The sequence below is a fragment of the Tropicibacter sp. S64 genome, from assembly GCF_049803835.1.
Lineage (GTDB): Bacteria > Pseudomonadota > Alphaproteobacteria > Rhodobacterales > Rhodobacteraceae > Pacificoceanicola.
The window spans coordinates 1-25,796 of sequence record NZ_JBNAGK010000003.1; the positions used below are offsets into that span (position 1 = coordinate 1).

Annotated in this window: 20 protein-coding genes and 1 pseudogene; 10 read left to right on the forward strand and 11 right to left on the reverse strand. The window is 65.1% G+C overall.

Annotation, left to right across the window (positions count from 1 at the left end):
* Positions 1-95 precede the first annotated feature (95 nt).
* Positions 96-1,346 carry an IS256 family transposase gene (locus ACP159_RS05670; RefSeq protein WP_425098683.1) on the forward strand — a complete coding sequence of 417 codons (1,251 nt, stop codon included), beginning with the start codon at positions 96-98 and terminating at the stop codon, positions 1,344-1,346.
* A 33-nt stretch (positions 1,347-1,379) separates the two neighbouring features.
* Here ACP159_RS05670 and ACP159_RS05675 read toward each other — a convergent pair.
* A pseudogene (locus ACP159_RS05675) lies at positions 1,380-1,730 on the reverse strand (transposase); the annotation flags it as partial.
* 606 nt (positions 1,731-2,336) lie between these two features.
* On the opposite strand from ACP159_RS05675, the gene ACP159_RS05680 reads away from it, so the two are divergent.
* The 5 genes from ACP159_RS05680 to ACP159_RS05700 all read left to right on the forward strand — a co-directional run bounded on the left by ACP159_RS05680 (position 2,337) and on the right by ACP159_RS05700 (position 9,416).
* Positions 2,337-6,236, forward strand: coding sequence for a chemotaxis protein CheB (locus tag ACP159_RS05680; protein WP_425098684.1), 3,900 nt, complete (start codon positions 2,337-2,339; stop codon positions 6,234-6,236).
* A 33-nt stretch (positions 6,237-6,269) separates the two neighbouring features.
* On the forward strand, positions 6,270-6,638 hold the full coding sequence (locus ACP159_RS05685; RefSeq protein WP_425098685.1) for a response regulator: 369 nt from the start codon (positions 6,270-6,272) through the stop codon (positions 6,636-6,638).
* Positions 6,639-6,818: 180 nt separating this feature from the next.
* Positions 6,819-7,511, forward strand: coding sequence for a nitroreductase family protein (locus ACP159_RS05690; RefSeq protein WP_425098686.1), 693 nt, complete (start codon positions 6,819-6,821; stop codon positions 7,509-7,511).
* Between the two features lie 8 nt (positions 7,512-7,519).
* Positions 7,520-8,860: a glycosyltransferase family 2 protein gene (locus ACP159_RS05695; protein ID WP_425098687.1), complete on the forward strand. Its 1,341-nt coding sequence runs from the start codon at positions 7,520-7,522 to the stop codon at positions 8,858-8,860.
* Position 8,861: 1 nt separating this feature from the next.
* Positions 8,862-9,416 carry a dTDP-4-dehydrorhamnose 3,5-epimerase family protein gene (locus ACP159_RS05700; RefSeq protein ID WP_425098688.1) on the forward strand — a complete coding sequence of 185 codons (555 nt, stop codon included), beginning with the start codon at positions 8,862-8,864 and terminating at the stop codon, positions 9,414-9,416.
* Between the two features lie 3 nt (positions 9,417-9,419).
* Here ACP159_RS05700 and ACP159_RS05705 read toward each other — a convergent pair whose 3' ends face one another.
* Entirely contained in the window at positions 9,420-10,331 is a 912-nt protein-coding gene (locus ACP159_RS05705; RefSeq protein ID WP_425098689.1) for a LysR family transcriptional regulator, read from the reverse strand.
* 112 nt (positions 10,332-10,443) lie between these two features.
* Between ACP159_RS05705 and ACP159_RS05710 the strand changes: the two genes are divergently transcribed.
* The 3 genes from ACP159_RS05710 to ACP159_RS05720 all read left to right on the forward strand — a co-directional run bounded on the left by ACP159_RS05710 (position 10,444) and on the right by ACP159_RS05720 (position 13,237).
* Complete coding sequence (locus ACP159_RS05710) at positions 10,444-11,634, forward strand: cytochrome P450 (protein ID WP_425098690.1); 1,191 nt, start codon at positions 10,444-10,446, stop codon at positions 11,632-11,634.
* Between the two features lie 34 nt (positions 11,635-11,668).
* Complete coding sequence (locus ACP159_RS05715) at positions 11,669-12,706, forward strand: TRAP transporter substrate-binding protein (RefSeq protein WP_425098691.1); 1,038 nt, start codon at positions 11,669-11,671, stop codon at positions 12,704-12,706.
* Between the two features lie 66 nt (positions 12,707-12,772).
* Positions 12,773-13,237 (forward strand): DUF3237 domain-containing protein, encoded by a 465-nt coding sequence (locus ACP159_RS05720; RefSeq protein WP_425098692.1) that lies wholly within the window; start codon positions 12,773-12,775, stop codon positions 13,235-13,237.
* Between the two features lie 114 nt (positions 13,238-13,351).
* On the opposite strand, the gene ACP159_RS05725 is transcribed toward ACP159_RS05720, so the two are convergent.
* The 8 genes from ACP159_RS05725 to ACP159_RS05760 all read right to left on the reverse strand — a co-directional run bounded on the left by ACP159_RS05725 (position 13,352) and on the right by ACP159_RS05760 (position 23,540).
* Positions 13,352-15,643 (reverse strand): Orn/Lys/Arg decarboxylase N-terminal domain-containing protein, encoded by a 2,292-nt coding sequence (locus ACP159_RS05725; RefSeq protein ID WP_425098693.1) that lies wholly within the window; start codon positions 15,641-15,643, stop codon positions 13,352-13,354.
* 156 nt (positions 15,644-15,799) lie between these two features.
* Positions 15,800-16,513, reverse strand: coding sequence for a FadR/GntR family transcriptional regulator (locus ACP159_RS05730; RefSeq protein WP_425098694.1), 714 nt, complete (start codon positions 16,511-16,513; stop codon positions 15,800-15,802).
* Between the two features lies 1 nt (position 16,514).
* The gene (locus ACP159_RS05735; protein ID WP_425098695.1) at positions 16,515-17,555 is read right to left on the reverse strand and encodes a DUF475 domain-containing protein; all 1,041 of its coding nucleotides are present in this window, start codon (positions 17,553-17,555) and stop codon (positions 16,515-16,517) included.
* 5 nt (positions 17,556-17,560) lie between these two features.
* Positions 17,561-18,520, reverse strand: coding sequence for a 2-hydroxyacid dehydrogenase (locus tag ACP159_RS05740; protein WP_425098696.1), 960 nt, complete (start codon positions 18,518-18,520; stop codon positions 17,561-17,563).
* On the reverse strand, positions 18,520-20,145 hold the full coding sequence (locus tag ACP159_RS05745) for an ABC transporter ATP-binding protein (RefSeq protein WP_425098697.1): 1,626 nt from the start codon (positions 20,143-20,145) through the stop codon (positions 18,520-18,522). The genes ACP159_RS05740 and ACP159_RS05745 overlap by 1 nt, the downstream gene beginning before the upstream one ends.
* A complete protein-coding gene (locus ACP159_RS05750; protein ID WP_425098698.1) occupies positions 20,142-21,065 on the reverse strand; it encodes an ABC transporter permease in 924 nt (307 codons plus the stop codon). The genes ACP159_RS05745 and ACP159_RS05750 overlap by 4 nt, the downstream gene beginning before the upstream one ends.
* 3 nt (positions 21,066-21,068) lie before the next feature.
* On the reverse strand, positions 21,069-21,983 hold the full coding sequence (locus tag ACP159_RS05755) for an ABC transporter permease (protein ID WP_425098699.1): 915 nt from the start codon (positions 21,981-21,983) through the stop codon (positions 21,069-21,071).
* A gap of 57 nt (positions 21,984-22,040) precedes the next feature.
* Positions 22,041-23,540 carry an ABC transporter substrate-binding protein gene (locus tag ACP159_RS05760; RefSeq protein ID WP_425098700.1) on the reverse strand — a complete coding sequence of 500 codons (1,500 nt, stop codon included), beginning with the start codon at positions 23,538-23,540 and terminating at the stop codon, positions 22,041-22,043.
* Between the two features lie 195 nt (positions 23,541-23,735).
* On the opposite strand from ACP159_RS05760, the gene ACP159_RS05765 reads away from it, so the two are divergent.
* Complete coding sequence (locus ACP159_RS05765; RefSeq protein WP_425098701.1) at positions 23,736-24,644, forward strand: LysR family transcriptional regulator; 909 nt, start codon at positions 23,736-23,738, stop codon at positions 24,642-24,644.
* An 11-nt stretch (positions 24,645-24,655) separates the two neighbouring features.
* Here ACP159_RS05765 and ACP159_RS05770 read toward each other — a convergent pair whose 3' ends face one another.
* Positions 24,656-25,549 (reverse strand): DMT family transporter, encoded by an 894-nt coding sequence (locus ACP159_RS05770; RefSeq protein ID WP_425098702.1) that lies wholly within the window; start codon positions 25,547-25,549, stop codon positions 24,656-24,658.
* Positions 25,550-25,796: the final 247 nt, after the last annotated feature.

Here is a 25,796-nt window from a genome sequence, read left to right on the forward strand (position 1 = left end):
GAGTAACGCGCGAAAGTTGGTGATGCCCTAAGGGGCGGCATATCATGGCGGTGTTCAGACGCCGTCAATTCTCAGCCGAGAAAGGGATATGCCACATGTCAGAGACTACCATCGCCACGCTGCCCGATCCATCGGGCTTTTCGCCGGATCCATTGACGGACCTCATACGCCAAGGCGCGCGCAAGCTGATCGAGCAGGCGGTCGAGGCAGAACTGGCCACGCTTCTCGCCACCTTCGCCGAGGACAGGTTGGCAGACGGCCGTGCCAGGCTGGTCCGGCACGGACATCTGCCGGAGCGCGAGATCCTGACCGGGATCGGGCCGGTCGCTGTGAGGGTGCCGCGTGTCCGTGACCGCAAGCCTGGCGAGGGCAAGGTTACCTTCACGCCCAGCATCCTGCCGCGCTACCTGCGCAAGGCCAAGTCGGTCGAGGAACTGCTGCCCTGGCTCTACCTCAAAGGGGTTTCCACCGGCGATTTCGGTGAGGCGCTGGCCGCTTTGCTTGGGCCGGACGCCAAGGGCCTGTCGGCCAAGACCGTCACTCGCCTGAAAGCCGACTGGTGGTCCGAATACGAGGCTTGGGAAAAGCGCGATCTCGGACCCCGGAGGTTCCTCTACATCTGGGCCGACGGCGTCTACTTCAAACCGCGCATGGCCGAGGAAAAGCAATGCGTCCTGGTCATCGTCGGGGCGGATGAATACGGCCGCAAGGAACTGCTGGCCATGACCGACGGCTTCCGCGAAAGCACCCAGAGCTGGCGCGAGGTGCTGCTCGACCTCAAGCGCCGTGGCCTGAACCAAGACCCGAAGCTCGCGATCGGCGACGGTGCCCTCGGCTTCTGGACGGCCCTGCGCGAAGTCTTCCCCACGACGCAGGAGCAGCGTTGCTGGTTGCACAAGACCATGAACGTGCTGAATGCGTTGCCGAAGTCGGTGCAGCCGAAGGCCAAGGCTCACCTGCACGACATCTGGCAGGCCGAAACCCGGGCCGCCGCGACGGCCGCCTTCGACTTTTTTGTCGATGCCTATGGCGTGAAATGGGACAAGGCGGTGGCCAAGCTGGTCAAGGACCAGGACGCGCTGCTGACCTTCTACGACTACCCGGCCGAGCACTGGAAACATATCCGCACCTCGAACCCAATCGAGAGTACTTTCGCCACCGTCAGACACCGGACGAAACGTACCAAGGGCTGCCTCAGCAGGAAGACCGGATTGGCCATGGCATTCAGGCTGATGATGGCCGCGCAGAAGAAATGGCGGAAGCTCGACGGCCGGAACCGCCTGCCTGAGGTCATCAGCGGGGTTGAGTTCCGCGATGGCATCCGCCACCTTCAAGCCGCCGCCTGATCAAGCGTCACCAACTTTCGCGCATATTTCGTCCATCGCCGTCACGGGGTCATCGGCGGGCCGGGTCGGGATGCCTTGAACATAGACCTCCCTGATGACCGCCGTCAGCGCCTTCTGGGGCCTGCGCCGGGGCTCCGGGACGCCGGAAACGTCGCTGCCCTGCCTGAGCCTGGGGATCCGCGGATCGACCGTCCCGGCTCGCGGTTCCCGATCGCGGTCGCAATGGCCGTTACGCTGCACCCGACGCGCGGAGTCCTTCTCGCCGTGGGCCGCGCCCGTCATGGAGCCCACCTCCAGCTCCATCAGGCGCCCGGCGACCAACCCTGTCATCTCGCGCGGCAGATCGGCATCGGGGGGCTGCTCGACTAAGTCGCGCAGGCTCATTTATTCGTTGGTCATCGGTGGACAATTCGGTCCTGGGTTGGCGCAAGCAAGCAGACCCTGATCGAACACCCTGGTGACCACCTCAGCCAGACCCTGCACCACGCTCAGGGGCAACACCGTCACATCCGGGGAATTGGCTTGCCAATCTGGTCTCGCCCTGTTCACCGCAGTCGTGTCTCCCGCCGCCCCCGACAGCATCATCACAGAGCGGCGGCTTTACCGGGCAGCCTGCGGTGCCTGGACGAGCCTCTGCGTCGGTCCATCCGGCTGGGGCAAATTCCCCGGTTCAGGCAAAACGTCGTCCGGTGATCGGAGCGGGCCCGATACGTCCGGATTTCTCGTGACCCGTTGCGTCACCCACGGTTCGCGCCGCGCATTTGCCTTGACGGGCTGGGCGGCCAATTCACAGGACTGGCTTTCTGGGCGTGCGCGAAAGATGTTTCGACAATTCGGTTGCATGGACAGGAATGACGGTTGATCCGGCAAGGTACATCATGCAGCCTGCAAGGCAGGGTTTGGCTGTCGAACCTGGTCCAGACCTGGACGGCGGGATTGTCAGGGGGCACAGATCGTCCAGCCGTAATGCGTGGAACGGGGCCGCGACCGATGAACACACAGATCATAGGTGTGGGTGCTTCCGCCGGCGGATTGGAAGCCTTGCGGGCGTTGGTTGCGGCCATCCCGAAGACGTCGGGCTTTGCCTATGTCATCGTGCAGCATCTGTCGCCGGATCATCCCTCGCTCATGGACCGCCTGCTTCAGGAAGTGAGCAAGATCCCCGTTGCGGTGCTGAAGGCCGGCGACAGGATCGAGCCTGACAGGATCTACGTCAGCCCGCCGGCGGTCACCGTCGGTATCAGGGACGGCCTCTTTGTGACCGAGCGTTACGAGCGCGATGGCCAGTTGCACATGCCCATCAACGCGTTCTTCAAGTCGCTCGCCGAGTATGCCGGGCCGGATGCCTTCGGTGTCGTGCTGTCCGGGACCGGGACGGATGGCACCACCGGCATTCGCATCATCAAGACCCATGGCGGCATCGTCGCGGCACAGGCCAGCGCCACGGCGCGTTTTGCCGGTATGCCCGACAGCGCGATCGCCACCGGGCTGACGGATTTCGTCCTGCCTCCGGGGCAGATCCCGCAGCAGCTCCAGGACATCGCGGAGTTTCGTCGCAAGACGGGGCAGTCCCGCACTGCCGATGACATCGTCGGCGAAATCGAGAAGCACCTGCCGACGATCGTTGCGTTTCTGGTGGAGCGCGATCTGAACGATTTCTCCGGCTACAAGCCGGGCACCCTGGCGCGGCGCATTCACCGCAGGATGCAGCTGCGCAGGGTCAAGGACATCGGGGCCTACGTCGATATGCTTCACACGGAGGCAGACGAGCCGCGGCTGCTGGTGCAGGACTTCCTGATTGGGGTCACGCATTTCTTTAGGGATCCGGAGGTCTTCAAGTCGATTGGCGAGACGGTGATGCCGGCGATCATTGGCAACGCCGAGACCGCCATTCGGGTCTGGGTACCGGGATGTTCGACCGGCGAGGAGGTCTACACGCTCGCCATGCTCCTGAAGGAGGCTTTGCGGCGGGCCGGAAAATCCCATGTCATCCAGGTGTTCGGCACGGACATCGACATCGACGCCCTCGTCCGGGCCCGGTCGGGACGCTATCCGCGCAGTGCGCTGGAAAACGTCGACCCTTCCCTGATCGAGCGCTACTTCATCCAGAAGAACGACGAGCTTGTCGTCATTCCACAGCTGCGAGAGGCCTGTGTCTTTGCCCCGCACAACCTGATGACCGATCCGCCATATTCGCGGATCGACCTGATTTCCTGCCGCAACTTGTTGATATACCTGACCTCGGAGGCGCAGTCCGCGATCCTGCCGCGGCTGCATTACGCGCTGTCGCCCGGGGGGTTCCTGCTGCTCGGCCCCTCCGAGACAACCGCCTTCGGTGCCAACCACTTCACGACATTCGACCGCCAGCACAGGATCTTCCGCCGCAATGACCGCGTGCCGAGCAGCTTTGCTTCGGCGGGAATCCGCATGGGGGCGTTCAGCGCGGCGCATCTGAGCGCGATGGGGCAGGTGGCGCCTGCCTGGGTCGCGTCGCCCGGCGTGGCTGCCGCGAGCACCGAGGCTCTCGTCGAGCAGGCGTTTCTCGAGAGGTTCGCCGATCCTTTCTTCGCGGTCAGCGGTGATGGCGAGATTGTCTACCTGTCCGATGGCATCGGACGGTTCGTCCGTCCCGCAAAAGGCGCGCTCAATGCCACGATGAACCGGCTGTTGATGCCGGATCTGCGCCTTGCGACGCAAACGCTGATTGGCCAGGTACAGGAAACCGGCGCCACGGCGCAAATCAAGGGTGTGTCCCTGAAGGTCAATGACCAGATCGAATACGTCGACATCCAGGCCGCGCCGGTGGCCGGCGCCGACACAGGGCTTATCCTGGTCGTCCTGAAGCCGGTCCAGGTCAGCGGCGAGGCCACGGCCGTCAGCATCTCGGAGGCGGACTCGCGCGAGATCGAGACGGCGTGGCGGCGCATGCGCGCGCTGGAGGCGAACTATGCCCGGTCCGAACAGGAGTTGAAGAGCGCCAACGAAGAGCTGCTGTCGATGAACGAGGAATTGCAGAGCTCCAACGAGGAACTCGACACGTCGCGCGAGGAACTGCAGTCGATCAACGAGGAACTCGAAACCATCAACGGCGAGTTGGTTCACGCCAACAACTCGCTGTCGCAGTCGCTGAACGACCTGCGCAACCTGTTCGAAAATGCCAATCTCGCGATCCTTTTCCTCGACCGGGCGCACGGCGTGCGCCTGTTCACGCCGGAGACCGAACAGCTGTTCAGCATCAAGGAGCGCGACATCGGCCGGCCCATTTCGGACCTCGTGACGTCGCTCGACTATCCCGGGCTTCTGGACGACATCCGCACCGTCACAACCTCGCTGGAGCCGCTTGTGCGCGAGGCGCGGCAGCCCAGAACGTCGCGGATCTTCGAAGTGCGGATGCGTCCGTACAGATCGCTGGATGACCGCCTCGACGGTTGCGTCATCACCTTCGTGGACATCACCACGACGCGCAAGCTGCTCGCCCAGCAGGAGCGGGCCGGGGAAACCATCAAGAAACAGCTGGCGGAGCTGAGCGCGCTCTACCAGCAATCCCCCGTCGGCCTGTGCCTGTTCGACACGGAGCTTCGCTATACGCGGGTCAACCAGAGTCTCGCGGACCTGAACGGATTGCCGGCGCGGGATCACATCGGCCACCGGATCGAGGAAATCCTGCCGAAGCATATGGCGCGGGAACAATCCGACCTGCTGCACGAGGTCCTGACCACCGGGGTTCGTCTGTCGGTCATGTATGAAGGGCGTGTGCCGGGGCGGGGGGAGGATACCGTGAACCTCCAGATCGACCATTTCCCGGTGAAGGTGGACGGTGTGATCGTCGGCGTCGCCACGGGCGTGCAGGATCACTCCGTTGAGGTACAGCTGCGCAAGGAGAAGGAGCGCGCGCTGGCCGCGATCGAGGACAGCGAAGCGCGGTTCCGCGGACTGGTGGAAGACGCGGATTTCACCGTCGGTATCCATGTTGGCCGCGAAGCCCGCTGTATCTATGCCAACAAGTCGTTTCGGGAATGGCAGGGCGATCTCGACCCCATCGGGCTGACGCTGGCCGAACGGACCTACGGGCTCGATTGCAGCGAGGTTCAATCGCTGTTCAATGCGTGTTGGGAGACCGGGCAGAACCAGCAGGCCCGTTTCCTGCCGGCCCGCACGCCCAACGCCGACGGGTCCGTCAATCTCAGGTATTTTACCGGCCAGGCGCTGCCGTACCGCGATCAGAACGGCAAGATGATCGGCATCATCGCTACCGGGATCGAGGTGACGGAGGAAAAGGTGCTGCGCGACCGGCAGGAAATCATGCTGTCGGAGCTGCGTCACCGAGTGATGAACCTGCTTGCGGTCGTGCAGGCTGTTGCGGTGTTCTGCGCCGAAAGCGCGGTGGACAAGGACGACCTGTTGGACAAGCTGCAGGAGCGGCTCGAAGCCATCGCCCGCGCCAACGAATTTCTCTCCTCCAACACCGGCGGCGGCCGGCACCTGAGCGAGCTTGTCGCGCTCGAACTCGATCAGCTGGAGGCGTCAACCCGTGCCCGGTTCAGCCTGCACGGCGACGATCCGGAGCTGGACAACCGCAGCGCCTCGGCGCTTTCGCTCGCGTTGCACGAGCTGACGAACAATGCGCTGAAATATGGCGCCTTCTCCGGGAAGGCCGGGACGGTCAGCGTCGCGTGCACGCACGACCGGAAGAAGCAGCAGATCACGCTGGTCTGGTCCGAGGACGCGGGCAGGAGCACCCCGCTTGCCAAACCGGAAAAGACGGGTTTCGGAACTGTGTTGCTGATGGAACTGGTTCCACACCAATTTGGAACAAAAGCCGATATGGAGTACCGTAAAGAGGGAATCCGGTATACCCTTGCCATGAGCGTCCTGCTCCATGGAGAGTAAACCGTGGAATCTGTCTCATCTGAAACAAAGGTCATGATCGTCGAGGATGAGTATCTTTACGCCTGCATGCTTGCCCGGGTGGTCGCCAGTGCGGGCTATGACGTCGTGGGCCCGTTCAGCGATTGTGACAGCGCCTGTGCGGCGCTTGCACCCGCGGACCATGGAATCCGGGCCGCGACGCTGGATGTGACGCTGGACGGCGGGGTATCCTGCCATGACGTTGCGGAGGAATTGCGCAGGCAGGACATTCCCTTCCTGTTTCTCACCGGTGGCGGCATAACCGACGCACGCACCCGGGAGCTCGCCGAAACCGTGCCGGTCCTGTCGAAACCGCTCCGGTTGCAACGAATCCTCTCCGAGATCAACGACCTGCTGCAGTCAAAGCCCCAAACCGACCCGTAGGCACCGGGCGCTTTCGGGACATCTGCCGGCATCCCCGACAGAAGGTTCGCGCGGTCCCCGTTGTGACTGTTGCAAGACTCCTTCCGGCCCCAGCACCGCCGCGTGGCGCATTGCATCGCGCCCGGGACCGGGCAAGTATCGGGACCGAAGCACCCGGACACCCATTTAGGAGATCGTGCCATGTACAAGAAAGGCGAGGTTTCCTATGAGCCACTGCCGCTGCCGGACCGCGTGCAGCAGCCGGACGACGCGGCCCTGGCGGCGGTGCAAGCCTTTCGCGACTACATGCGCAAGCGGCATTCGGTGCGCGACTACTCGGATCGCCCGGTGCCGCGCGAGATCATCACGGCCTGCATCGAGGCTGCCGCAACGGCTCCCTCCGGTGCCAACCACCAACCCTGGCATTTCTCGGCGATTGCCGACCCGGACATGAAGGCGCAGATCAGGGCTGCCGCAGAGGAGGAAGAGAAGGACTTCTACGCGGGCGGGGCCGGGGACGAATGGCTGGCGGCGCTGGAGCCGATCGGGACCGGCGTGTCGAAACCGCACCTGACCACGGCCCCCTGGCTGATCGTCGTCTTCGCGCAGCGTTACGGCGTGACCGAGGACGGGGAGCGCTACAAGAATTATTACGTGCCGGAAAGCGTCGGGATCGCGACTGGCATGCTCATCACGGCTATCCATCAGGCCGGTCTGGTCTGCCTCGAACATACGCCGAACCCTATGAAATTCCTGCCCGCTCTCTGCGGGCGGCCGAGCCACGAGAAGGCGGTGATGATCCTGCCCGTGGGCTGGCCTTCGGACAACGCCACGGTCCCGGCGGTGGCGAAGCGCAAGAAGCCGCTGGACGCGGTGATGACGGTCTTCGACTGACGCAGGCCATGCCCCGGTTCCTGATCCTTTGCCCGACGTTCAACCACGCGGACGCCCTGTTCATGTCGACTGCCAGCGTGCGGGCGCAGGAGGAGCAGGATTGGGAGATGGTCATCATCGGCGACGGTGCGCCGCCCCGCACGGACCGGATCGTGGCGGAGATCTGCGCGCAGGACCGCCGCATCACCTACCGCCCGCACCCCAAGGGGCCGCGCTACGGCGAGACCTACCGTGATGCGGTGATCCGGGAGAGCGGAGCGGACATCGTCTGTCACCTTTCGGACGATGATCTCTGGGCACCGAACCACCTGACGGTGATGGGGCGCTTGCTGGAGCAGGCGGACTGGGGCTGTCAGGCGGCGCTGCGGCTGATGGCCGATGGCCGTTTCCTGTGGATGCCGGTCAATCAGGGCCTGCCCGCGATGCGGGCGCAGACGGCGGCGGGCGTGGCGGTCTCGACCGGGATCAATTATGTCGCCTATCGGCGGGCGGCCTACCTCGCGCTGCCGGAGGGCTGGACCGATGCGCCCTGGGAGGCCGGTCCCTCGGATCAGTTCATGTGGGCGAAGTTCATGCGCCGCGACGGCCTGCGCATCGCTTCAACCGCCGGGAGCAGCGCGCTGAAGCTGCCGAGCCACACGCCCGAACGCTTTGCCGCGACGCCGGAGTACCGGGCGACGGAGCTTGGCCCCTGGCTGGCGCGGATCGGGGCGCCAGGCCTGCTCGACGCGCTGCGGCGCGAGTCGCCGGTGCAGGTGCGGCTGGCTCGTCTCATGGCGCTGTGTCACGCGGGCCGGGCAGAGACCTTTGCCGGGGCGCTGGCGGCCTGCGGCATGGTGGAGGCGGAGAGCGTCGACGTGGCGCTGGACGGTGCCCCTATGGCGCTGCCGCTGACGGTGGAACAGAGACAGGAGACGACACGCGCCTGGCTCTGCCTGCGGGTGCTGGTGGAGCAGGCGCTGCCGTTCAGTGCGCTGCTGGAGGGGATGGGGCCGGAAATGGCGGCATGGAACCGCGCGTTGCACCTTCTGGCGCAGGAGCAGCCCGAGGCGGCGCAACAGGGGGCCGAACGTCTGGCGGCGCATCGGCCCGCGCTGGAAGTCAGGGCATTGGCGCTGCGATTGACCCTGTTCGCGCGGGCCGGAGAGGGAGAGGCGGCGGCGGCGCTGCTGGCTTCTCTTCCGGAAGCAAAACGGGAGCACCCGGACATCCGGAGGGCGGCAGCGATGATGACGAAACTGGCAGACGAGCGGGCCGGGGCGCAGCCATGGCTATCTCCACCGCCGGACAGGCTTGCGCGGATGCGAAAGCTCTTCCATAGATTTGGCATGTTTTCAAAGCGGTATTGACGTGTCGGACACAGCTTCCCTCCTCGAACAGACCATTGCCGCCGCCCGCGCCGATCAGCGCACCGTCACCGACGAGGGCGTGCCGTTGCGGACCGTGCCGGAGGGCGTGTCGTTCCGCGAGTCGCGGCGTCACGTCGATGACCGGGGGGCGGTGACGGAGATGTTCGACACGCGCTGGAACTGGCATCCCGATCCGGTCGAGTTCGTCTATGTCTTCACTATCCGCCCCGGCGTCGTGAAGGGCTGGGGGCTGCACCAGCGGCACGAGGACCGGTACTTCCTGCTCCGAGGCGAGGTGGAACTCGTGCTCTACGACGTGCGCCCGGAGAGCGCGACCAGCGGGCAGGTGTCGAAGATCATCCTGAGCGCCGATCAGCCGCGGCTGGTCAACATCCCGCGCAATGTCTGGCATGCGGACCACAACATCGGTGACACCGAGGCCATGGTGGTGAATTTCCCGACCATCCAATATGACCACGCCGCCCCGGACAAGCTGCGCCTGCCACTCGATACCGACCTTATTCCCTACAGTTTCGGCGCGGCGAAAGGCTGGTAGCCTTCACCCGTCCCGGCGCGCCGCGCTGCCCGCCGCCGCCGCGATGGTAGCGCGCAGCCACTGGTGCGGGGCGGAGGTGTGGGTGCGGGCGGTCCAGAACATGTCGATCGGGATCGACGCCGGGAAGGGGCAGGGCACGGTGATCATGGTTTCGCGGAAGGCGTCGGCGATGCGGGTAGGCACGGTCGCGATCATGTCGGTCTGCAGCAGGATGGCATCGAGGTTCGCCGGGCTTGGCACCTCCATGACGGTATTGGGCGCGTAGCCCTCGCTCTCCATCACGGTCAGGAAGCGGGAGCGGAAATTGCCGCCATAGTTCACGATCACCTGTGGCGCATTCACATAGGTCTCGACGCTCATCGGGGCGCGGGCCAGCGGGTTGGCGGGGTCCATGATGCAGACGTATTCCTCGGTGAACAGGGCACGTTTGTAATAGCCCGCGTCCTCGATCTGGATCGGCCCGATCAGGATGTCGCTCTCCGAGCGCGTCAGCTGGCGTTTGCCGAGCACCGTAGAGGAGATGATCTTGACCGTGATCCCCGGCGCCTCGCGGCGCAGCACGCGCATGACCTCCGGGATGATGGTGACGCGCTCGTAGTAATTGCAGCTGATCCGCACATCGAGCGCGGCGGTGCGCGGATCGAAGGCCTGCGGCGCCGCCAGTTCCTCGAAGCGGTCGAGCAGGGCGCCCGCCTGCAGCACGATGTCCGAGCAGCGCGGGGTGGGCACGATGCCCTGGCCCTGCCGCACGAACAGCGGATCGCCGAAGACGCCGCGCAGGCGGGTGAGCGTGTAGCTGACGGTGGACTGCGCCACGCCCATGGCCTCGGCGCTGCGTGAGACGCTGCCGTGGGCATGCACGAGACAGAGCGTGCGCAGGGCGGAGAAGTCGAGGGTCATCAGGTCGGTGGGCATGGGGCCAGCTTATCGGTATTTTCGATGAATGGTATCAAAGCCATCGGATTGCTCAATGTAAAGCCTCTGGCTAGGCTGTTCGCCAGCCTTGGAGGAGGCTTCGGGAGGAAACATGACCAGCACGACCCTGACGGACGTCCCCGTGGACGAGACGATCACGATTGCCCAGCTGACGGACGATCCCTATCGAATCTACCGCCGCCTGCGCGCAGAGACGCCGGTGGTCCGGGTGCCGAGCATCAAGCGCATCATGCTGACGAAGGCGGCGGACACGCGGCGAGTCAAGGAAGATTGGGAGTTGTTCAGCTCCGACGATCCCCGCACCCCGATGACGCGGGCGTTTCAGGCGCATACGCTGATGCGCAAGGACGGCGAGGCGCACAAGCGCGAGCGCAATGCCATGGCGCCGGCGTTTGCCCCGAAGAACATCACTGGCTGCTGGCAGGACATCTACACGAAGGTGGCGGAGGAGTATGTCGCGCGGCTGCCGCGGGGGGAGACGGTGGACCTGTTCACCGGGCTGGCCGCGCCCTACGCGGCGCGGTGCCTGACGCATCTCCTGGGCATTCCGGAGGCGACGGACGAGGAAATGATGCGCTGGTCGCAGATCCTCATCGACGGCGCGGGCAACTTCGGCAACGTGCCGGAACTCTACGAGCGTTCGGACAAGGCCAACGCCGAGATGAACGTGCTCTTTGACCGCTGCGTGGAGCGGGTGAAGGCGGAGCCGGACGCCTCGGCGCTCTCCGCCATGGTCAACGCGGAAGAGCCGATCGAGACCTCGCAGATCTACTCCAACATCAAGATCGCCATCGGCGGCGGCATCAACGAGCCGCGCGACGCCTTCCTGACGATCCTCTATGGCCTGTACACCAACCCCGATCAACTCGAGGCCTGCGTGAAGGACGCGATGTGGGGCGCGGCCTTCGAGGAGGGCGTCCGCTGGGTCGCGCCGATTCAGGCAAGCTCGCGGCTGGTCATGCAGGATACAGAGATTCGCGGCCTGCCGATTGCCAAGGGCGAGGTGGTGATGACCGTGCAGGCCTCCGCCTGCCGCGACGAGGAGCTGTACGAGGACGGGGAGAGCTTCAACATCTTCCGCCCGAAGGCCCCGCATCAGGCCTTCGGCAACGGGCCGCATTTCTGCCAGGGCACGCATATCGCGCGGCGGATGCTGGCGCAGATCCTGCTGCCGATGCTCTTCGACCGTTTCCCGAACATGACCCTGCCGGACCCGTCGGCGGTGGTGTTCAAGGGCTTCGGTTTCCGGGGGCCGCTGAGCCTTCCGATGACACTCAACTGACTTTGATTGCGCGAACTCAAGGGGAGGAGACCTTATGAAAAGACGCAACATGTTGAAGACCGCGGCGGCCGCCGCGCTGCTTCTCGGCTCGACCGCGACCATGGCGTTGGCGCAGGAGGTGACGCTGAAGCTGCACCAGTTCCTGCCGCCGCCCGCCACCGTGCCGGCGCATATCCTCAAGCCCTGGGCGGAGCGGGTGACCGCCGCCACCGGTGGCAAGCTGGAAATCCAGCACTTCGACGCCATGGCGCTGGGCGGCACGCCGCCGGAGCTGATGGACCAGGCCATCGACGGCGTCGCGGACATCATCATGACCGTGGTGGGTTATACACCGGGCCGCTTCCCGAGCACCGAGGTGTTCGAACTGCCGTTCATGATGACCGATCCCATCGCCACCTCGAAAGCTTTCCAGGAGCTGGTGGAGACCGACCTGCAGCAGGGCGAATTCTCGGAGGTCAAGGTTCTGGGCGCCTGGGTGCATGGCCCGGGCCTGATCCACAGCCGGAACGGCGTGCATAACCTCGAAGAGATGAAGGGCCTGAAGGTCCGCGGCCCGACCCGGATCATCTCCGACATGCTCTCCGAACTCGGCGCAGAGCCCATCGGCATGCCGCTTCCGGCGATCCCCGAGGCGCTGTCCAAGGGGGTGGTCGACGCGACCGTGATTCCCTGGGAGGTCACACCCTCCATCCGCCTGTCGGAACTGGTCACCCATCACACCGAGTTCTCCGGCGACGAGTCGCTCTACACCGCGACCATCATCATGGTGATGAACAAGGAGAAGTACGAAAGCCTGCCCGAGGACATCCGCGCCGCCATCGACGCGGAATCCGGCCAGAAGCTTTCGGAATTCGCCGCGCAGGTGATGTACGACTATGACAAGCCAGGCCGCGACATCGCGGAGAAGGCAGGCAACGAGATCGTGCAACTGCCGCCGGAGGAGGTCGCCCGCTTCAAGGAGGCGGCGCAGCCGGTCATTGCGCGCTGGGTTGCCGACATGGACGCCAAGGGTATCGACGGCGCGGCGCTGATCGAGAAGGCCAAGGGCCTGATCAAGAAGCACGGCGGCTGACGGACCGGCGAGACATCGGGCGGCGGGGCCGGGTGGTCCCGCCGTCTGCTTTTCAAGGACTGAACCATGGACATCCCCGTTCCCCGGCTGGAGCACAGCTTTACCCTGCGCGTGGACCTCGGGCCGCCCATCGAAATGGGACAGGGCCGGGCCGGCAAGCGCAGGATCATCCCCATCGTCGGCGGCGCGGCGCTGGGGCCGGACCTGATCGGCGCGGTGCTGAACCTCGGCGCGGACTGGCAGACGATTCTTGCCGACGGCGCGGCGCATCTCGACACGCGCTATGCGCTGCAGACGGAGGACGGCGCGGTGATCGAGATCGTCAACGTCGGCGCGCGCCATGGCCCGCCAGAGGTGATCGCCCGGCTGGCGAAAGGCGAGGACGTCGACCCGTCCAGCTACTACATGCGCACGGCGGCGCGACTGGAGACCGGCGACACCCGGTACGGCTGGGTCAATCACACGATCTTCGTCTGCGCCGGCATCCGCCGCGCCTCGGCGGTGGAAATCGCCTATTACAAGGTTATGTGAGCGCCGGGGCGCTCTGGCGCACGCCCCGTCCAAAGTCCAAGCAGGGTTTCTCCCCCACACAGGGTTTCTCCCCCACCCTGGCCCTCCCCTGAAGGGGAGGGAACGGCGCTCCGTCTATTCCGCCACGCAATCCGCAAAGTGCCGCACCACGCCGTCCTCGCCGATCTCGGTCACGAGGCCATGGATGTCGGTCTCGAACCCCGGGCACTCGCGGGCGAATTCGCGGTTGAATCGCAGGTAGTCGACGATCTTCGAGTTGAAGACCTCGCCCGGGATCAGAAGCGGGATGCCCGGCGGGTATGGCGTCACGAGGCTGGTGGTGATGCGGCCTTCGAGATCGTCGATGGCCACGCGTTCGGTGCGGCGGCGGGCGATCTGCGAAAAAGCCTCTGTGGGTGTCATCGCCGGGTGGTGGTCGGAGAGGTAGATCTCCGTGGTCAGCCGCGCCACGTCGTACTTGGCATAGAGCTTGTGTACGTGCTGGCACAGGTCCTTCAGTCCCATCTTCTCGTAGCGCGGCTGGGCGGCGCAGAACTCGGGCATGACCCGCCAAAGCGGCTGGTTCTTGTCGAAATCGTCCTTGAACTGCTGCAGCGCCGCCAGAAGCGTGTTCCAGCGCCCCTTGGTGATGCCGATGGTGAACATGATGAAGAAGCTGTAAAGCCCCGTCTTTTCCACCACCACGCCATGTTCGCTGAGGTATTTCGAGACGATGGAGGCGGGAATGCCTCTGTCGTCGAAATGCCCGTCGATGTCGAGACCGGGCGTGATGATCGTCGCCTTGATCGGGTCGAGCATGTTGAAATCGCGGGCCATGTCCCCGAAGCCATGCCAGCTGTCCTTGCCGCCGGTTTCGACGCCCTCGCTGTCGGTGCGCTTGAGCTGCCAGTCCTTGGCCCGGCCCATGCCGTCCTCGTTCTCGTCGAAGTCCTCGGGTCCCCAGACACGGAACCACCAGTCATCGCCGAAGTCCTTCTGCACCTTCTTCATGGCGCGGCGGAATTCCAGGCTCTCGACGATGCTTTCCTCGACCAGCGCGGTGCCGCCCGGCGGCTCCATCATTGCCGCCGCCACATCGCAGGAGGCGATGATCGAATACTGCGGCGAGGTCGATGTGTGCATCAGGTAGGCTTCGTTGAACAGGTGCCGGTCGAGCTTGGTCTCCTCGGCGTCCTGTACGAGGACATGGCTGGCCTGCGAGATCCCGGCGAGCAGCTTGTGGACCGACTGGGTGGCATAGGTCACGGATTTCTTCGTCCGCCCCCGCTTCCGTCCCATCGCATGGTACTGGCCATAAAACGAGTGGAAGGCCGCGTGCGGAAGCCAGGCCTCGTCGAAATGCAGGTTCTCCACATAGCCGTCGAGCAGGCTCTTAATGACTTCGGTGTTGTAGAGCACGCCGTCATAGGTGGATTGGGTCAGGGTCAGAACGCGTGGTTTCACCGCCTCCGGATCGTAGCCTTCGAGCAGCGGGTTGGCGGCGATCTTCGCCTTGATCGCCTCCGGCTCGAATTCGCTGCGCTGGATCGGGCCGATGATGCCCCAGTGGTTGCGGGTCGGTTTCAGGAACACCGGGATCGCGCCGCACATGATGATCGAATGCAGGATCGACTTGTGACAATTTCGGTCCACAACGACCACGTCGCCGGGGGCAACCGTATGGTGCCAGACCATCTTGTTTGAGGTCGACGTGCCGTTGGTGACGAAAAAGCAATGGTCGGCGTTGAAGATCCGCGCCGCGTTCTTCTCGCTCTCGCCGATGGCGCCGTTGTGGTCGAGAAGCTGACCCAGTTCCTCCACCGCGTTGCAGACGTCGGCGCGGAGCATGTTTTCACCGTAGAACTGGTGATACATCTGTCCGATGGGCGATTTCAGAAAGGCGACGCCGCCGGAATGGCCCGGACAGTGCCACGAATAGGAGCCGTCCTCGGCATAGTCGAGCAGCGCCTTGAAGAACGGCGGCTGGATGTATTCAAGGTAGGACTTCGCCTCGCGGATGATGTGCTTGGCCACGAACTCGGGCGTGTCCTCGAACATGTGGATGAAGCCGTGCAGCTCGCGCAGGATGTCGTTGGGCAGGTGCCGCGAGGTGCGGGTCTCGCCGTGCAGGAAGATCGGCACATCGGCATTCTTCCAGCGCAGCTCCTCGATGAAGCTTCGCAGGTTCAGCACCGCCGGGTCGAGGTCCGGGCCGGGGCTGAATTCCTCGTCGTCGATCGACAGCACGAAGGCGGAGGCGCGGCTCTGCTGCTGGGCGAACTGGCTCAGGTCACCGTAGCTGGTGACGCCCAGCACCTCGAACCCTTCCTTTTCAATGGCTTCGGCCAGGGCACGGATGCCGAGGCCGGAGGTGTTCTCGGAGCGGAAGTCCTCGTCGATGATGACGATGGGGAAGCGGAATTTCATCGGCCAATCCTGTCGGCGTAGCGGAAGGGAGACCCATGTTGTTCAAGGATCGGAGGCGCCGTCAAGGGGCGGTGGCCGGTCTCCGCCGGGGCGTTCGCCCGTCCTCCGCGCAGGGCCGGTGGCGCCGACGCATCCCTCGTCGGGATGTGCGGGGTGTCACCCCATGCCCCGGATCAGAGCGATGGCCCGGCCGAGGTGCGCCCGCATGGCGTCGCGGGCGGCTGCCGGCTCCTGCGCCGCGATGGCGCGGGTGATGGCGGCGTGTTCGGCGATGGAAGCGGTCAGGTTTCCGTCGCTCTTGAGGTTCCGTCCCGGCAGGGTGATCCGCATCCGCGGGATCAGCAGCGGACCGAGGTATTCGAGCAGTTCGCGGATGTAAGGATTGCCCGAGGCCATGGCGACGGCGCGGTGAAAGACGTAATCGGCCTGCGCGATTCCGTCCTTCTCGGCGGCCGCGGCCTCGAAGGCGGCGGCGGCGGTCCGGATCTCCTCCAGCATGGCCGCGTCCCGCCGCTCGGCGGCGATCCCGGCGGCCAGCACCTCCACCCCCATCCGCAACTCCAGGACCGCGATGATATCCTCGCGGGTGGCGGGCGTATCCGGCAGTTCGAACCGCCCGGCGGGGCCGGGGGTGGCGACGATGAAACCGCCGTCCGGGCTTTCGGCGATGGTGCCGGAGGTGACCAGCGCATCGAGCGCCCGGTCGATCACGGTGATGCTGGTCACATGTTCCCGCGCCAGAGTCTCGACCGGGGGCAGGGCGTCCCCTGGGGACAGCGCTCCGGCGTGGATCTTCTCGGTGACGGCGCGGACCACCTCGTCGGTGAGTTTGTGCATCCAGAGCGCGCGGCGCGAGATCGGTGTCACCATGTCAGCCCCGCGCCTCCCGCCGGTTGTGCCGGATCGACGACCAGAGCGCGAGGCCGATCAGCACCGCGCCGATGAGGCCGGTCAGTACTTCGGGCACATGAAGCAGGGATTGGACATACATGATGAAGGACAGCACGAGGATCGAGTAGAAGGCTCCGTGTTCGAGATAGCGGAACTCCGCCAGCGTGCCCTTTTCCACCAGCATGATGGTCATGGAGCGCACGTAGAAGGCACCGATGCCGAGACCGATCGCGATGAGAAAGAGGTTTTGCGTCAGGGCGAAGGCTCCGATCACCCCGTCGAAGCTGAAGGAGGCGTCCAGCACTTCGAGATAGAGGAACGCGCCGAAGCCGCCGGAGGCTGCGAGGTTGCGGGTGTCTTCCGCCTTGTCCAGCAGTTGCCCCAGCAGCTCCACGCCGACGAAGGTGACGAGACCGCAGACGGCGGCAAAGAGGAAATCGTCGCTCTGGTGATCCGGCAGGGCGGCGGTGAAAACAAGGGCCAGGATCAGCACCGCGGCGATTTCCATGCCCCGCACCGAGCCGCAGGCACGCAGCCGGGTTTCCACCGTGCGGACCCAGTCGATCTCCTTCTCCTGGTCGATGAAATAGCTCAGCGCCACCAGCATCAGGAAGGTCCCGCCAAAGGCGGCAATCGACGTGTGCGCCTCGTGCATGACCTGGGCGTATTGCTCGGGTCGGACGGCGGCCAGTTTGAGCGCCTGCCATGGGCTGATCTCGCCTGCGATGGAGACCACGGCGAGCGGGAAGACGATGCGCATGCCGAAGACGGCGATCAGGATGCCCCAGGTCAGGAAGCGCTGCCGCCAGACCGGGGTCATGTCCTTGAGCTTGTTGGCATTCACGATGGCATTGTCGAAGCTGAGCGAGATTTCCAGCACCGCGAGCACCGCGCCGATTGCAAGGAAGCTCAGCGCCCCGGCAAGGGTGCCGGTGGTGGCATGGCCAAGCCAGAACGACAGGATGAGGCCGAGGACCGTGAAGGTCAGAGGCCAGCGGAAGTAGGCGAGGGTTGTGGTCATGCGGATCAGGTGCCTTCCGGCAGGGTGTAGACCGGCGTCAGCAGCGGCCTGCCCGCGAAATGGGCGGCGAGGTTGTCGACCATCAGTTGGGCCATGGCGTCGCGGGTTTCGATGGTGCCGCTGGCGTGGTGGGGGTAGAGGGTGAGGTTGGGCGCGGCGACAAGCGCCGGGTCGGGGTTCGGCTCGCCCCGGAACACATCGAGCCCGGCGCTGCCGAGGGTGCCGTTTTCCAGCGCGGCGATGAGGGCGGTCTCGTCCACCACGCTGCCCCTTGCGACGTTGATCAAGGTGCCCTGCGGCCCGAGCGCGGCCAGAACGGCGGCGTCGATCAGGCCTTCGGTCTCCGGTCCGCCCGGCACCACCACCACGAGCACGTCGGACCATGCCGCAAGGCTCTCGGCGCTGTCGTGGAAGGTGTAGTGCACGGGTTTGGGCTTGCGGCCGGTGTAGCCGATCTCCATGCCGAGCACTTCGAGACGGTCGGCAATCGCCTGTCCGATGGAGCCGAGGCCGACGATCCCGGCCTTCTTGCCGCGAATGGCGGAGGTGAGGGGATACATGCCCTTGCGCCCCCAGTCGCCGGTCCTGACGTAGGCATGTCCGGCGATCAGGTGGCGGCGGCAGGCCAGCACCAGCATGAGGGCGCAATCCGCCACGTCATCGCGCAGCGCGACGGAGGTATTCGTCAGCGCGATCCCCCGCGCCTTCAGCGCCGCGTCGTCGATGCTCTCGAACCCGGCGGAGGAGCAGGAGACCAGCCCGAGGTTCGGCATATGGGCGAGATGGGCCGCGCCGAGTTCCGCATGGCCATTGGTGGAAATGGCGGTGATCTTCGCGCCGTGTTCGGCGAGAAAGGCCATCTTGTCTTCCGCTTCGTCGTACCGGTGCAAGGTATAGAGCGCCTCGAGCTGGGCCATGGCTTTGGGCCGCGTCGGGTACATAAGCAGGACGTCGGGTTTCGTCATCAGGCGGCTCCCAATAATTCGAGACGGACCCGGCGGCGCTCGGCCTGAATTTCCGGATCGGGGTGCAGCGAGGCTGCCATGAGGTTGCGGGTGTACTCTTCCTGCGGGTCGTCGAAGATCTGCGCCACGGGGCCCTGTTCGACGATGCGACCGCCCTGCATGACCACGACACGGTGCGCGAAGTCGCGGACAAGCGGCAGGTCGTGGGCAATGAAGAGGTAGGAGAGGCCAAGCTCGCGCTGGAGATTGTCCAGAAGGGTGATGACCTGCGCCTGAATCGACACGTCGAGGGCGGAGACCGCCTCGTCGCAGATGATCAGCTTCGGTTCGAGGGCAAGGGCGCGGGCGATGGCGATGCGCTGGCGCTGGCCGCCTGAGAACTGGTGCGGATAGCGGTACATATGTTCAGCGCCAAGGCCGACATGTTCGAGCAGGTCGCGCACGCGGGCCTTCCAGCGGTCCTTCGGCAGGATTTCCGGATGGATGACAAAGGCCTCCGCGATGATGTCATAGACCGACATGCGCGGATTGAGCGATTGCGTCGGGTCCTGAAACACCATCTGGATGTCACGGCGCAGCTTGAACAACTCGCCCGGCGCCATGGTGACGAGGTCGCGCCCGTGATAAAGCGCTTCGCCGCTTGTCGGTTCCTCAAGGCGCAGCAGGCACTTGGCCAGCGTGGACTTGCCCGAGCCGCTCTCGCCGACGATGGCGACGGTCTCGCCGGGCAGGACCGTCAGCGTTGCGTCGTTCAGCGCGGTGAAGGCGCCGTATTCCTTGCGCAGCGCGTTGACTTCGAGGATCGGTTTGATGCCGGTGTCCAAGGGGGCCATCATCTCGCCGGTTCCGGGCACGGCGGCAATGAGTTTCGCCGTGTAGGGATGCTTCGGGCGGCGGTAGACCTCTGCCGCGCTGCCGGTCTCGACGATTTCGCCGGAGTTCATCACCACGACGCGGTCGGCCACTTCGGCCACGACGCCAAGGTCATGGGTGATCAGCAAAAGGCCCATGCCGGTCTCTTGCTGCAACTCTTCGAGCAGGGAGAGCACCTGCGCCTGAACGGTGACGTCGAGCGCCGTTGTCGGCTCGTCGGCGATCAGGATGTCGGGTTTGAGCGCAAGGGCCATGGCGATCATCAGACGCTGGCGCTGGCCGCCTGAAAACTGGTGGGGATAGGCGTCGATCTTGGTCTCGTACTCGGGGATCCCCACGCGCTTGAGCAGGTCCAGCGTCCGGGCGCGGGCCTGATCCTTCGGCGTGCCGTGGGTGGTCATCATCTCGGCGATCTGGAAGCCGACGGTGTAGACCGGGTTGAGATGGCTCAGCGGGTCCTGAAAGATCATCGCGATGCGCTTGCCGTTCAGCTCGCGGCGCTGGTCTGCGCTCAACTTGAGCAGGTCGCGGTTTTCGAACAGGATTTCCCCGGACGTGATCTCCCCCGGCGGCATGTCGATCAGGTTCATGATGGCGGAGGCGGAGACCGACTTGCCCGAACCGGACTCGCCGAGGATGGCGAGGGTTTCGCCCCGGTCCAGATGCCAGCTGACATTTCGGACCGCGTGGACGGTGCCCTGCGCCGTGTGGAAATCGACGGAGAGGTTGCGGACTTCGAGCAGGGGACTCATGGCTTCTTCCTCGCGATTTCCAGCCGCCAGCGCTGCACCGGATCAAGCGCCGTGCGCATCCAGTTGGAGAGCAGGTTCAGGCTGAGCGTGGTCAGGATGATGGCGAGGCCGGGCCAGAACGAGAGCCACCACGCGGTGGTCAGATACGGGCGGCCCTGGGAGACCATCAGGCCCCACGTGATTTCCGGCGGCTGGATGCCGATGCCGAGGAAGGAGAGCGAGCTTTCCGCCAGCATGACGAAGGCGAAGTCGAGCGTGGCGATGGTGATGAGCGTCGGGGCAACCACGGGCAGGATGTGGCGGAAGATGATGCGTCTGGTGGAGGCGCCCATGACCTTTGCCGCCTGCACGAACATGCGTTCGCGGATTTCCAGCACCTCGGCGCGGGCGGTGCGCAGGTAGACCGGGATGCGGGTGATCGCGAGCACGATGATCAGGTTCCCGACGGCGGGTTCCAGCATGTAGAGCACGATCACGGCGAGCAGCAGCGACGGGAAGGACATGATCACGTCGGCCAGACGCATGATGATCAGGCTGGCGGTTTTCGAGGTGTAGCCGGCGATCAGCCCGAGCGTGGTGCCGATGATGAGCGAGGCGGCCACGGCCCCGGCGGCGACCATGATGGTGTTCTGCGCGGCAACGATGATGCGGGCGAGCAGGGGGCGGCCAAGGGCGTCGCCGCCGAGCCAGAACACCCAGCCGCGCGACCAGTCGAACGGTGGCGCGTTGCGGCCGCGCAGATTCTGCTTGGTCGCGATGTCGTCGAGCAGGGTCGGGCCGAAGAGGGCGCAGAACAGCACGATCAGGAGGAAGAGCGCAGCGCAGAGCGCGAGTTTGTCGCGCCACAGCATGCGGGCCATGGAGACCAGCGGGTGCGGCGCGTCGGCCATCACGGGGGCGTCGGTGTCGGTCAGGGCCATGGATCAGTACCGGATGCGCGGGTCGAGCACCGCGTAGAGGATGTCGATGAGGATGTTCATCACGAAAATCGCCAGCGCAGTGACGAAAATCGCGGCGAGGACGACGGTGAAATCCCGTTGCAGGATGGAGTCGATCATCAGCTTCCCGACGCCGGGAAAGCCGAAGATCGTCTCGACGATCACCGCGCCATTGAGCAGCCCCGCCGCCTGGTCGCCGATCACGGTGATGACGGGCAGGAGCGCGTTGCGCAGGGCATGGACGAAGATGATCGGACGGTTTCGGACCCCCTTGGCGCGGGCGGTCTTGATATATGCGGCGCTGAGCGTGGAAATCATCGAGCCGCGCACGACCTGAAGGATCAGGCCGAAGGGGCGGATGAACAGAACCGCGATGGGCAGGATCCAATGCGCCACGGTGCCGGTGCCGGAGGTCGGCACCCAGCCGAGATAGACCGAGAACACGACGATGGCGACGATGGCGATCCAGAAGTCCGGGGCGCTGGCGCCGATCAGCGAGAAGAAGGTGGCGACGCGGTCGAAGATCCCGCCGACATGGAAAGCGGCGAGCGAGCCGACGACAATGGCGCAGACGGTCACAAGTGTCATGGTGATGAAGGCAAGCCACAGCGTCCATTCGAAACCGCGCAGCACCGCGTCGATGGCGGGCTCGGCGCGGCGGATGGACATGCCGAAGTCGAGCTGGACGAGGTCCGTCACGTATTTGCCGAACTGGATCAGGATGTGCTGGTCGAGACCGTGGATGGCTCGGAACTGGTCGCGGGCCTCCTGCGTGGCGTTCTCGGGCAAGTAGAGATCGGTGGGATCGCCGGTCAGCCGCGACAGGAAGAACACCAGGATGATGAGCCCCACGAGAGAGATGGCGCTGGTGACGGCGCGCTTGCCGAGGAAAGACTTCATGGTCGGCCCCTGTCCTGCGTCCCGGGGGCAGCGGCGCCGCCCCCGGGGAGTTTGCGGTTACTTGAACTCGATCTGCGAGAGCTGCAGCTCGGAGTTCGTCTTGATGCTCGGGGTGAAGTCGAGACGGCTGTTCACGCGGCTGAAGCCCACCATGTGGAACAGCAGCACGTCGGCGACCAGCGTGTTGTTGATGTAGTCGAAGGTGGCCGACCACTTTGCCTCGCGCTCCGCGCCGGTGGTGGCGGTCGCATCGGCGATCATGCCGTCAAGCGTCTCGTCGCAGACGCCGGACTGCAGGCCCTCGCAAGCGTACTTGAAGTACATCGAGAAGACCGGGTCGCCGTTGGCGTTGTCATGCTGGGCCATGACGATCTCCGGCGGACGGTTCTCGGCGAAGGGCTTGGAGTAGTGCTCCAGCCATTCGGCAACCTCGACCATCTGCAGCTTCATGTTGAAGCCCGCCTCCTGCCACATCGCCAGCAGCGCCTCGTTGGTTTCCTGCACGTTGGCGAAGTTGTTGATCCGGCCGATCAGCGTGATCTCCGCATCGGTGTCGACGCCGTCCGCCTTGGCGGCTGCGAGCAGTTCCTTGGCCTTGTCGAGGTCGTAGGGGTAGGGCTTGATGTCCTTGTTGTAGCCAAGAGTCGACGGCGGGGTCATGCCGGTCGCCAGCAGCGTGCCATTGGCGAGGATCGTGCCGATGAAGGCCTCGCGGTCCACCGCGTAGTTCAGCGCCTGACGAACCCGGACGTCGCTCAGCGGCGCGGTGGCGTTGTCGAGACGCATGTAGACGGTTTCGGAGTTCGGGTAGCTGAAGTCCATCGCCGGATCGGTGGCATCCTGCAGCGCGATCTGCGGCGCAATGTCCGCCTCGCCCGCCGCAACCATGGCGGCGCGCACGGCGCTGTCGGAGCGGAAGACATAGGTTGCTGCGGTCACTGTCGGCGTCTCGCCCCAGTAGCCATCGCGGGCGGAGAGCTTGATGTGCTGGCCGCGGGCATATTCGTCCCAGGTGTAGGGGCCGGTGCCGACCGGCGTGTCGACATAGGCCTCCATCGAGGTCTCCGCCGGCACCACGGTGACGGTGGACATCAGCAGCGGCAGGATCGGCTGCGCCGGGTCCGCGGTGATGTCGATGGTCGTGTCGTCCACCACGGCGGTGGTCAGGGTGATGCCGCCGAAGTACTTCGCGCCGATCTCGCAGGAGATCTTGTCCGACTTGATGCGCGCCAGCGAATGCGCCACGTCATCGGCGCCGAGCGCGGTGCCGTCGGAGAAGGTCACGCCCTCGCGCAGCGTGAAGCGCCAGGTGCCGCCCCCCATGTCTTCCCAGCTGGTCGCCAGGCGCGGCTGCAGGCCGGTCTCCGGATCGAGCTCCGTGATGGTCTCCGCGATGTTCTGCAGCACCACGCGGCCGACGTTGGAGCGCGAGGCTTCGCAGGGATCGACGATGTCGAGCTCTTCCGAGAGCACGACGGTTACCTCCTCGGCGAGCGCCTGTGATGCAAATGTCGTTACCATGAGGGCCGCGGCAATGCGGCCGAATGTGTAGGTCATTGTGGTTCCTCCCTGGTCCCCGTTTGCGGCAGTCTCCTCGCAGCCTGCCGCGCGATCCGATGCGCACCTCCCGTGCGCACCGCATTACGGTGAAAGTAACGCCTGCGAGACGTCCGTAAATTTCAATCTTGATTTGCTGCGATACAGGATTTGTATGATGCTCGTCCGTGGAGTCCCGCCGGCGCAGGAGTGGACATGCTCAAGACCCCGTTCGAATTGTACCAGCTGCGCTGCTTCATCGCTGTCGCCGAAGACCTGAATTTCACCCGGGCCGCTGCTCGGCTGAACATGACCCAGCCGCCCCTGAGCCGTCAGATCAGGCTGCTTGAGGAGGCGCTCGGCCTGGCGCTTCTGGAGCGCACGAACCGCACGGTGCGGCTGACCGCGGCGGGCGTCAGCCTGCTCGCCAGCGCAACGGACCTGCTGCAACGGGCCGAGCACGCGGTGCTCAAGGCGCAGCAGGCGGCGCGGGGCGAGGCCGGGGCGGTCCGCATGGGGTTCGTGCCATCCGCCGCGCTGGAATTCGTGCCGCGCATGGTGGAGGCGCTGGCCCGGGACCTGCCGGACGTGCACTTCCGACCGACGGAGATGATGAGCTACGAAATCATCGAGGCGCTGCGGGCGGGGGAACTGGACTTCGGGCTGACCCGCTCGCCGGGCCGCAACGGGGCCACGGAGTCCATCCGCCTGATCAGAGAGCCGCTGGTGCTGGCGCTGCCCGCGGACCATCCGCTGGCCAGGGCGGAACAGGTCACGCTGTCCGATCTCGATGGCCGCGCCATGATCGGATACTCGACCGAACGGGGCGGCTTCCTGCGGGCCGTTCATGACGCGTTGTTTTCCGCCATCGGCATAGCGCCGACGGTGGCGCATGAGGTCAGCCAGACCCAGACCATGCTGGCGCTGGTCAATCAGGGGTTGGGAGTGGCGCTGGTGCCGCGCTCGGCGCAGGCCCAGCAGATGGCCAACCTGACCTATCGCGAGATCGACATTCCGTCCCGGTTCGGCTCGGAGCTCTACCTGTGTTTCACCCCGCGGCGCGACTCCGCGATGCACCGCCGGGTGCAGGAGGTCATCCTCGCCGCCTTCGAAGGCCACGGCTGAGCGCAGGTCCGTCATGGCGCGGTCACCGTCCGGGTGCGGGCGCTGCGGGCCATGAGCAGGGTGGCGGCAAAAATGACCACGCCGCCGATCCAGGTCGTGACCGGCACCGCCTGCCCGAACACCAGCCAGGCCGCGCCCGCGACCATCGGCAGGCGCAGGAAGTCGAGCGGGGCGATCAGCGTTGCCTCCGCGAGGCTGAAGGCATGGGTGACGAAGGCCATGCTGAGCGCGCCAAGTGCACCCTGGATGGCGAGCAGGAGCCACTCGAAGGGCGTCGGGGCGGTCCAGAACCAGATCAGCGGGATCGCGGCCAGCGGTACGGTGACGATGAGGTTCCACGCGACCAGCGTTTCGGTGGAATCGCGGGCGGACATGGGCTTGAGGATCAGCTGGATCACCGCAGTCAGCAGTGCACCGAGGATGGCGTAGAGCAGGCCCTCCGGGATGCCGGTCTGCCCGGGCCGCAGGACGATCATCACTCCGGCGAAGCCGACAACAACGGCGATGATCCTGAGCAGCCGGGGCTTTTCCCCGAGCAACAGCCAGGACCCCAGCGTCACGAAGATCGGCGCGGTAAAGGCGATGGCGGTGACATCGGCCAGCGGCGCGAGGGCGAAGGCAAAGAAGTAGGCCACCAGCGCGGCCAGCTTGAGCGCGGCCCGCAGGACATGGCGGAAGCGGTAGCTGGAGGTCAGGATGCCCTTGCGTGTCACCATCCAGGGCAGCACCAGCAGCAGGCCGAAGAGGGCGCGGGCGAAGCCGATGGTGAAAGGGTGAACCTGCGGCGAGAGTTGGCGGACGATGACCGCATCGACCGCCTGGAACAGCGCGACGATCACCATGAGACCCACCGCGAGCGCGGCGCGGCGGTCCTTGTCTGGGGTCTGTCGAGGTATCGCGGTCATCCACGCCTGCTTTCAAGGGTCTGCCGCCCGTTGCGGCCTCCGGGAAAAAAGACAGGCGACGGGTTCAAATGTCAAATTCTATTTTTCACAAGGCGTCTCGGGATGTGGGTTTCATGTTTAATGTGTTATAAAACAGTGATTTATGTTGAGACATTTTGGAGGTATCAAGGGGTATCTTGGAAATTTCAACTTGACAACTTTTGTAAAGACGCGGCTCTTGAGGCGGACTGTGACGCGCTTTGGACGA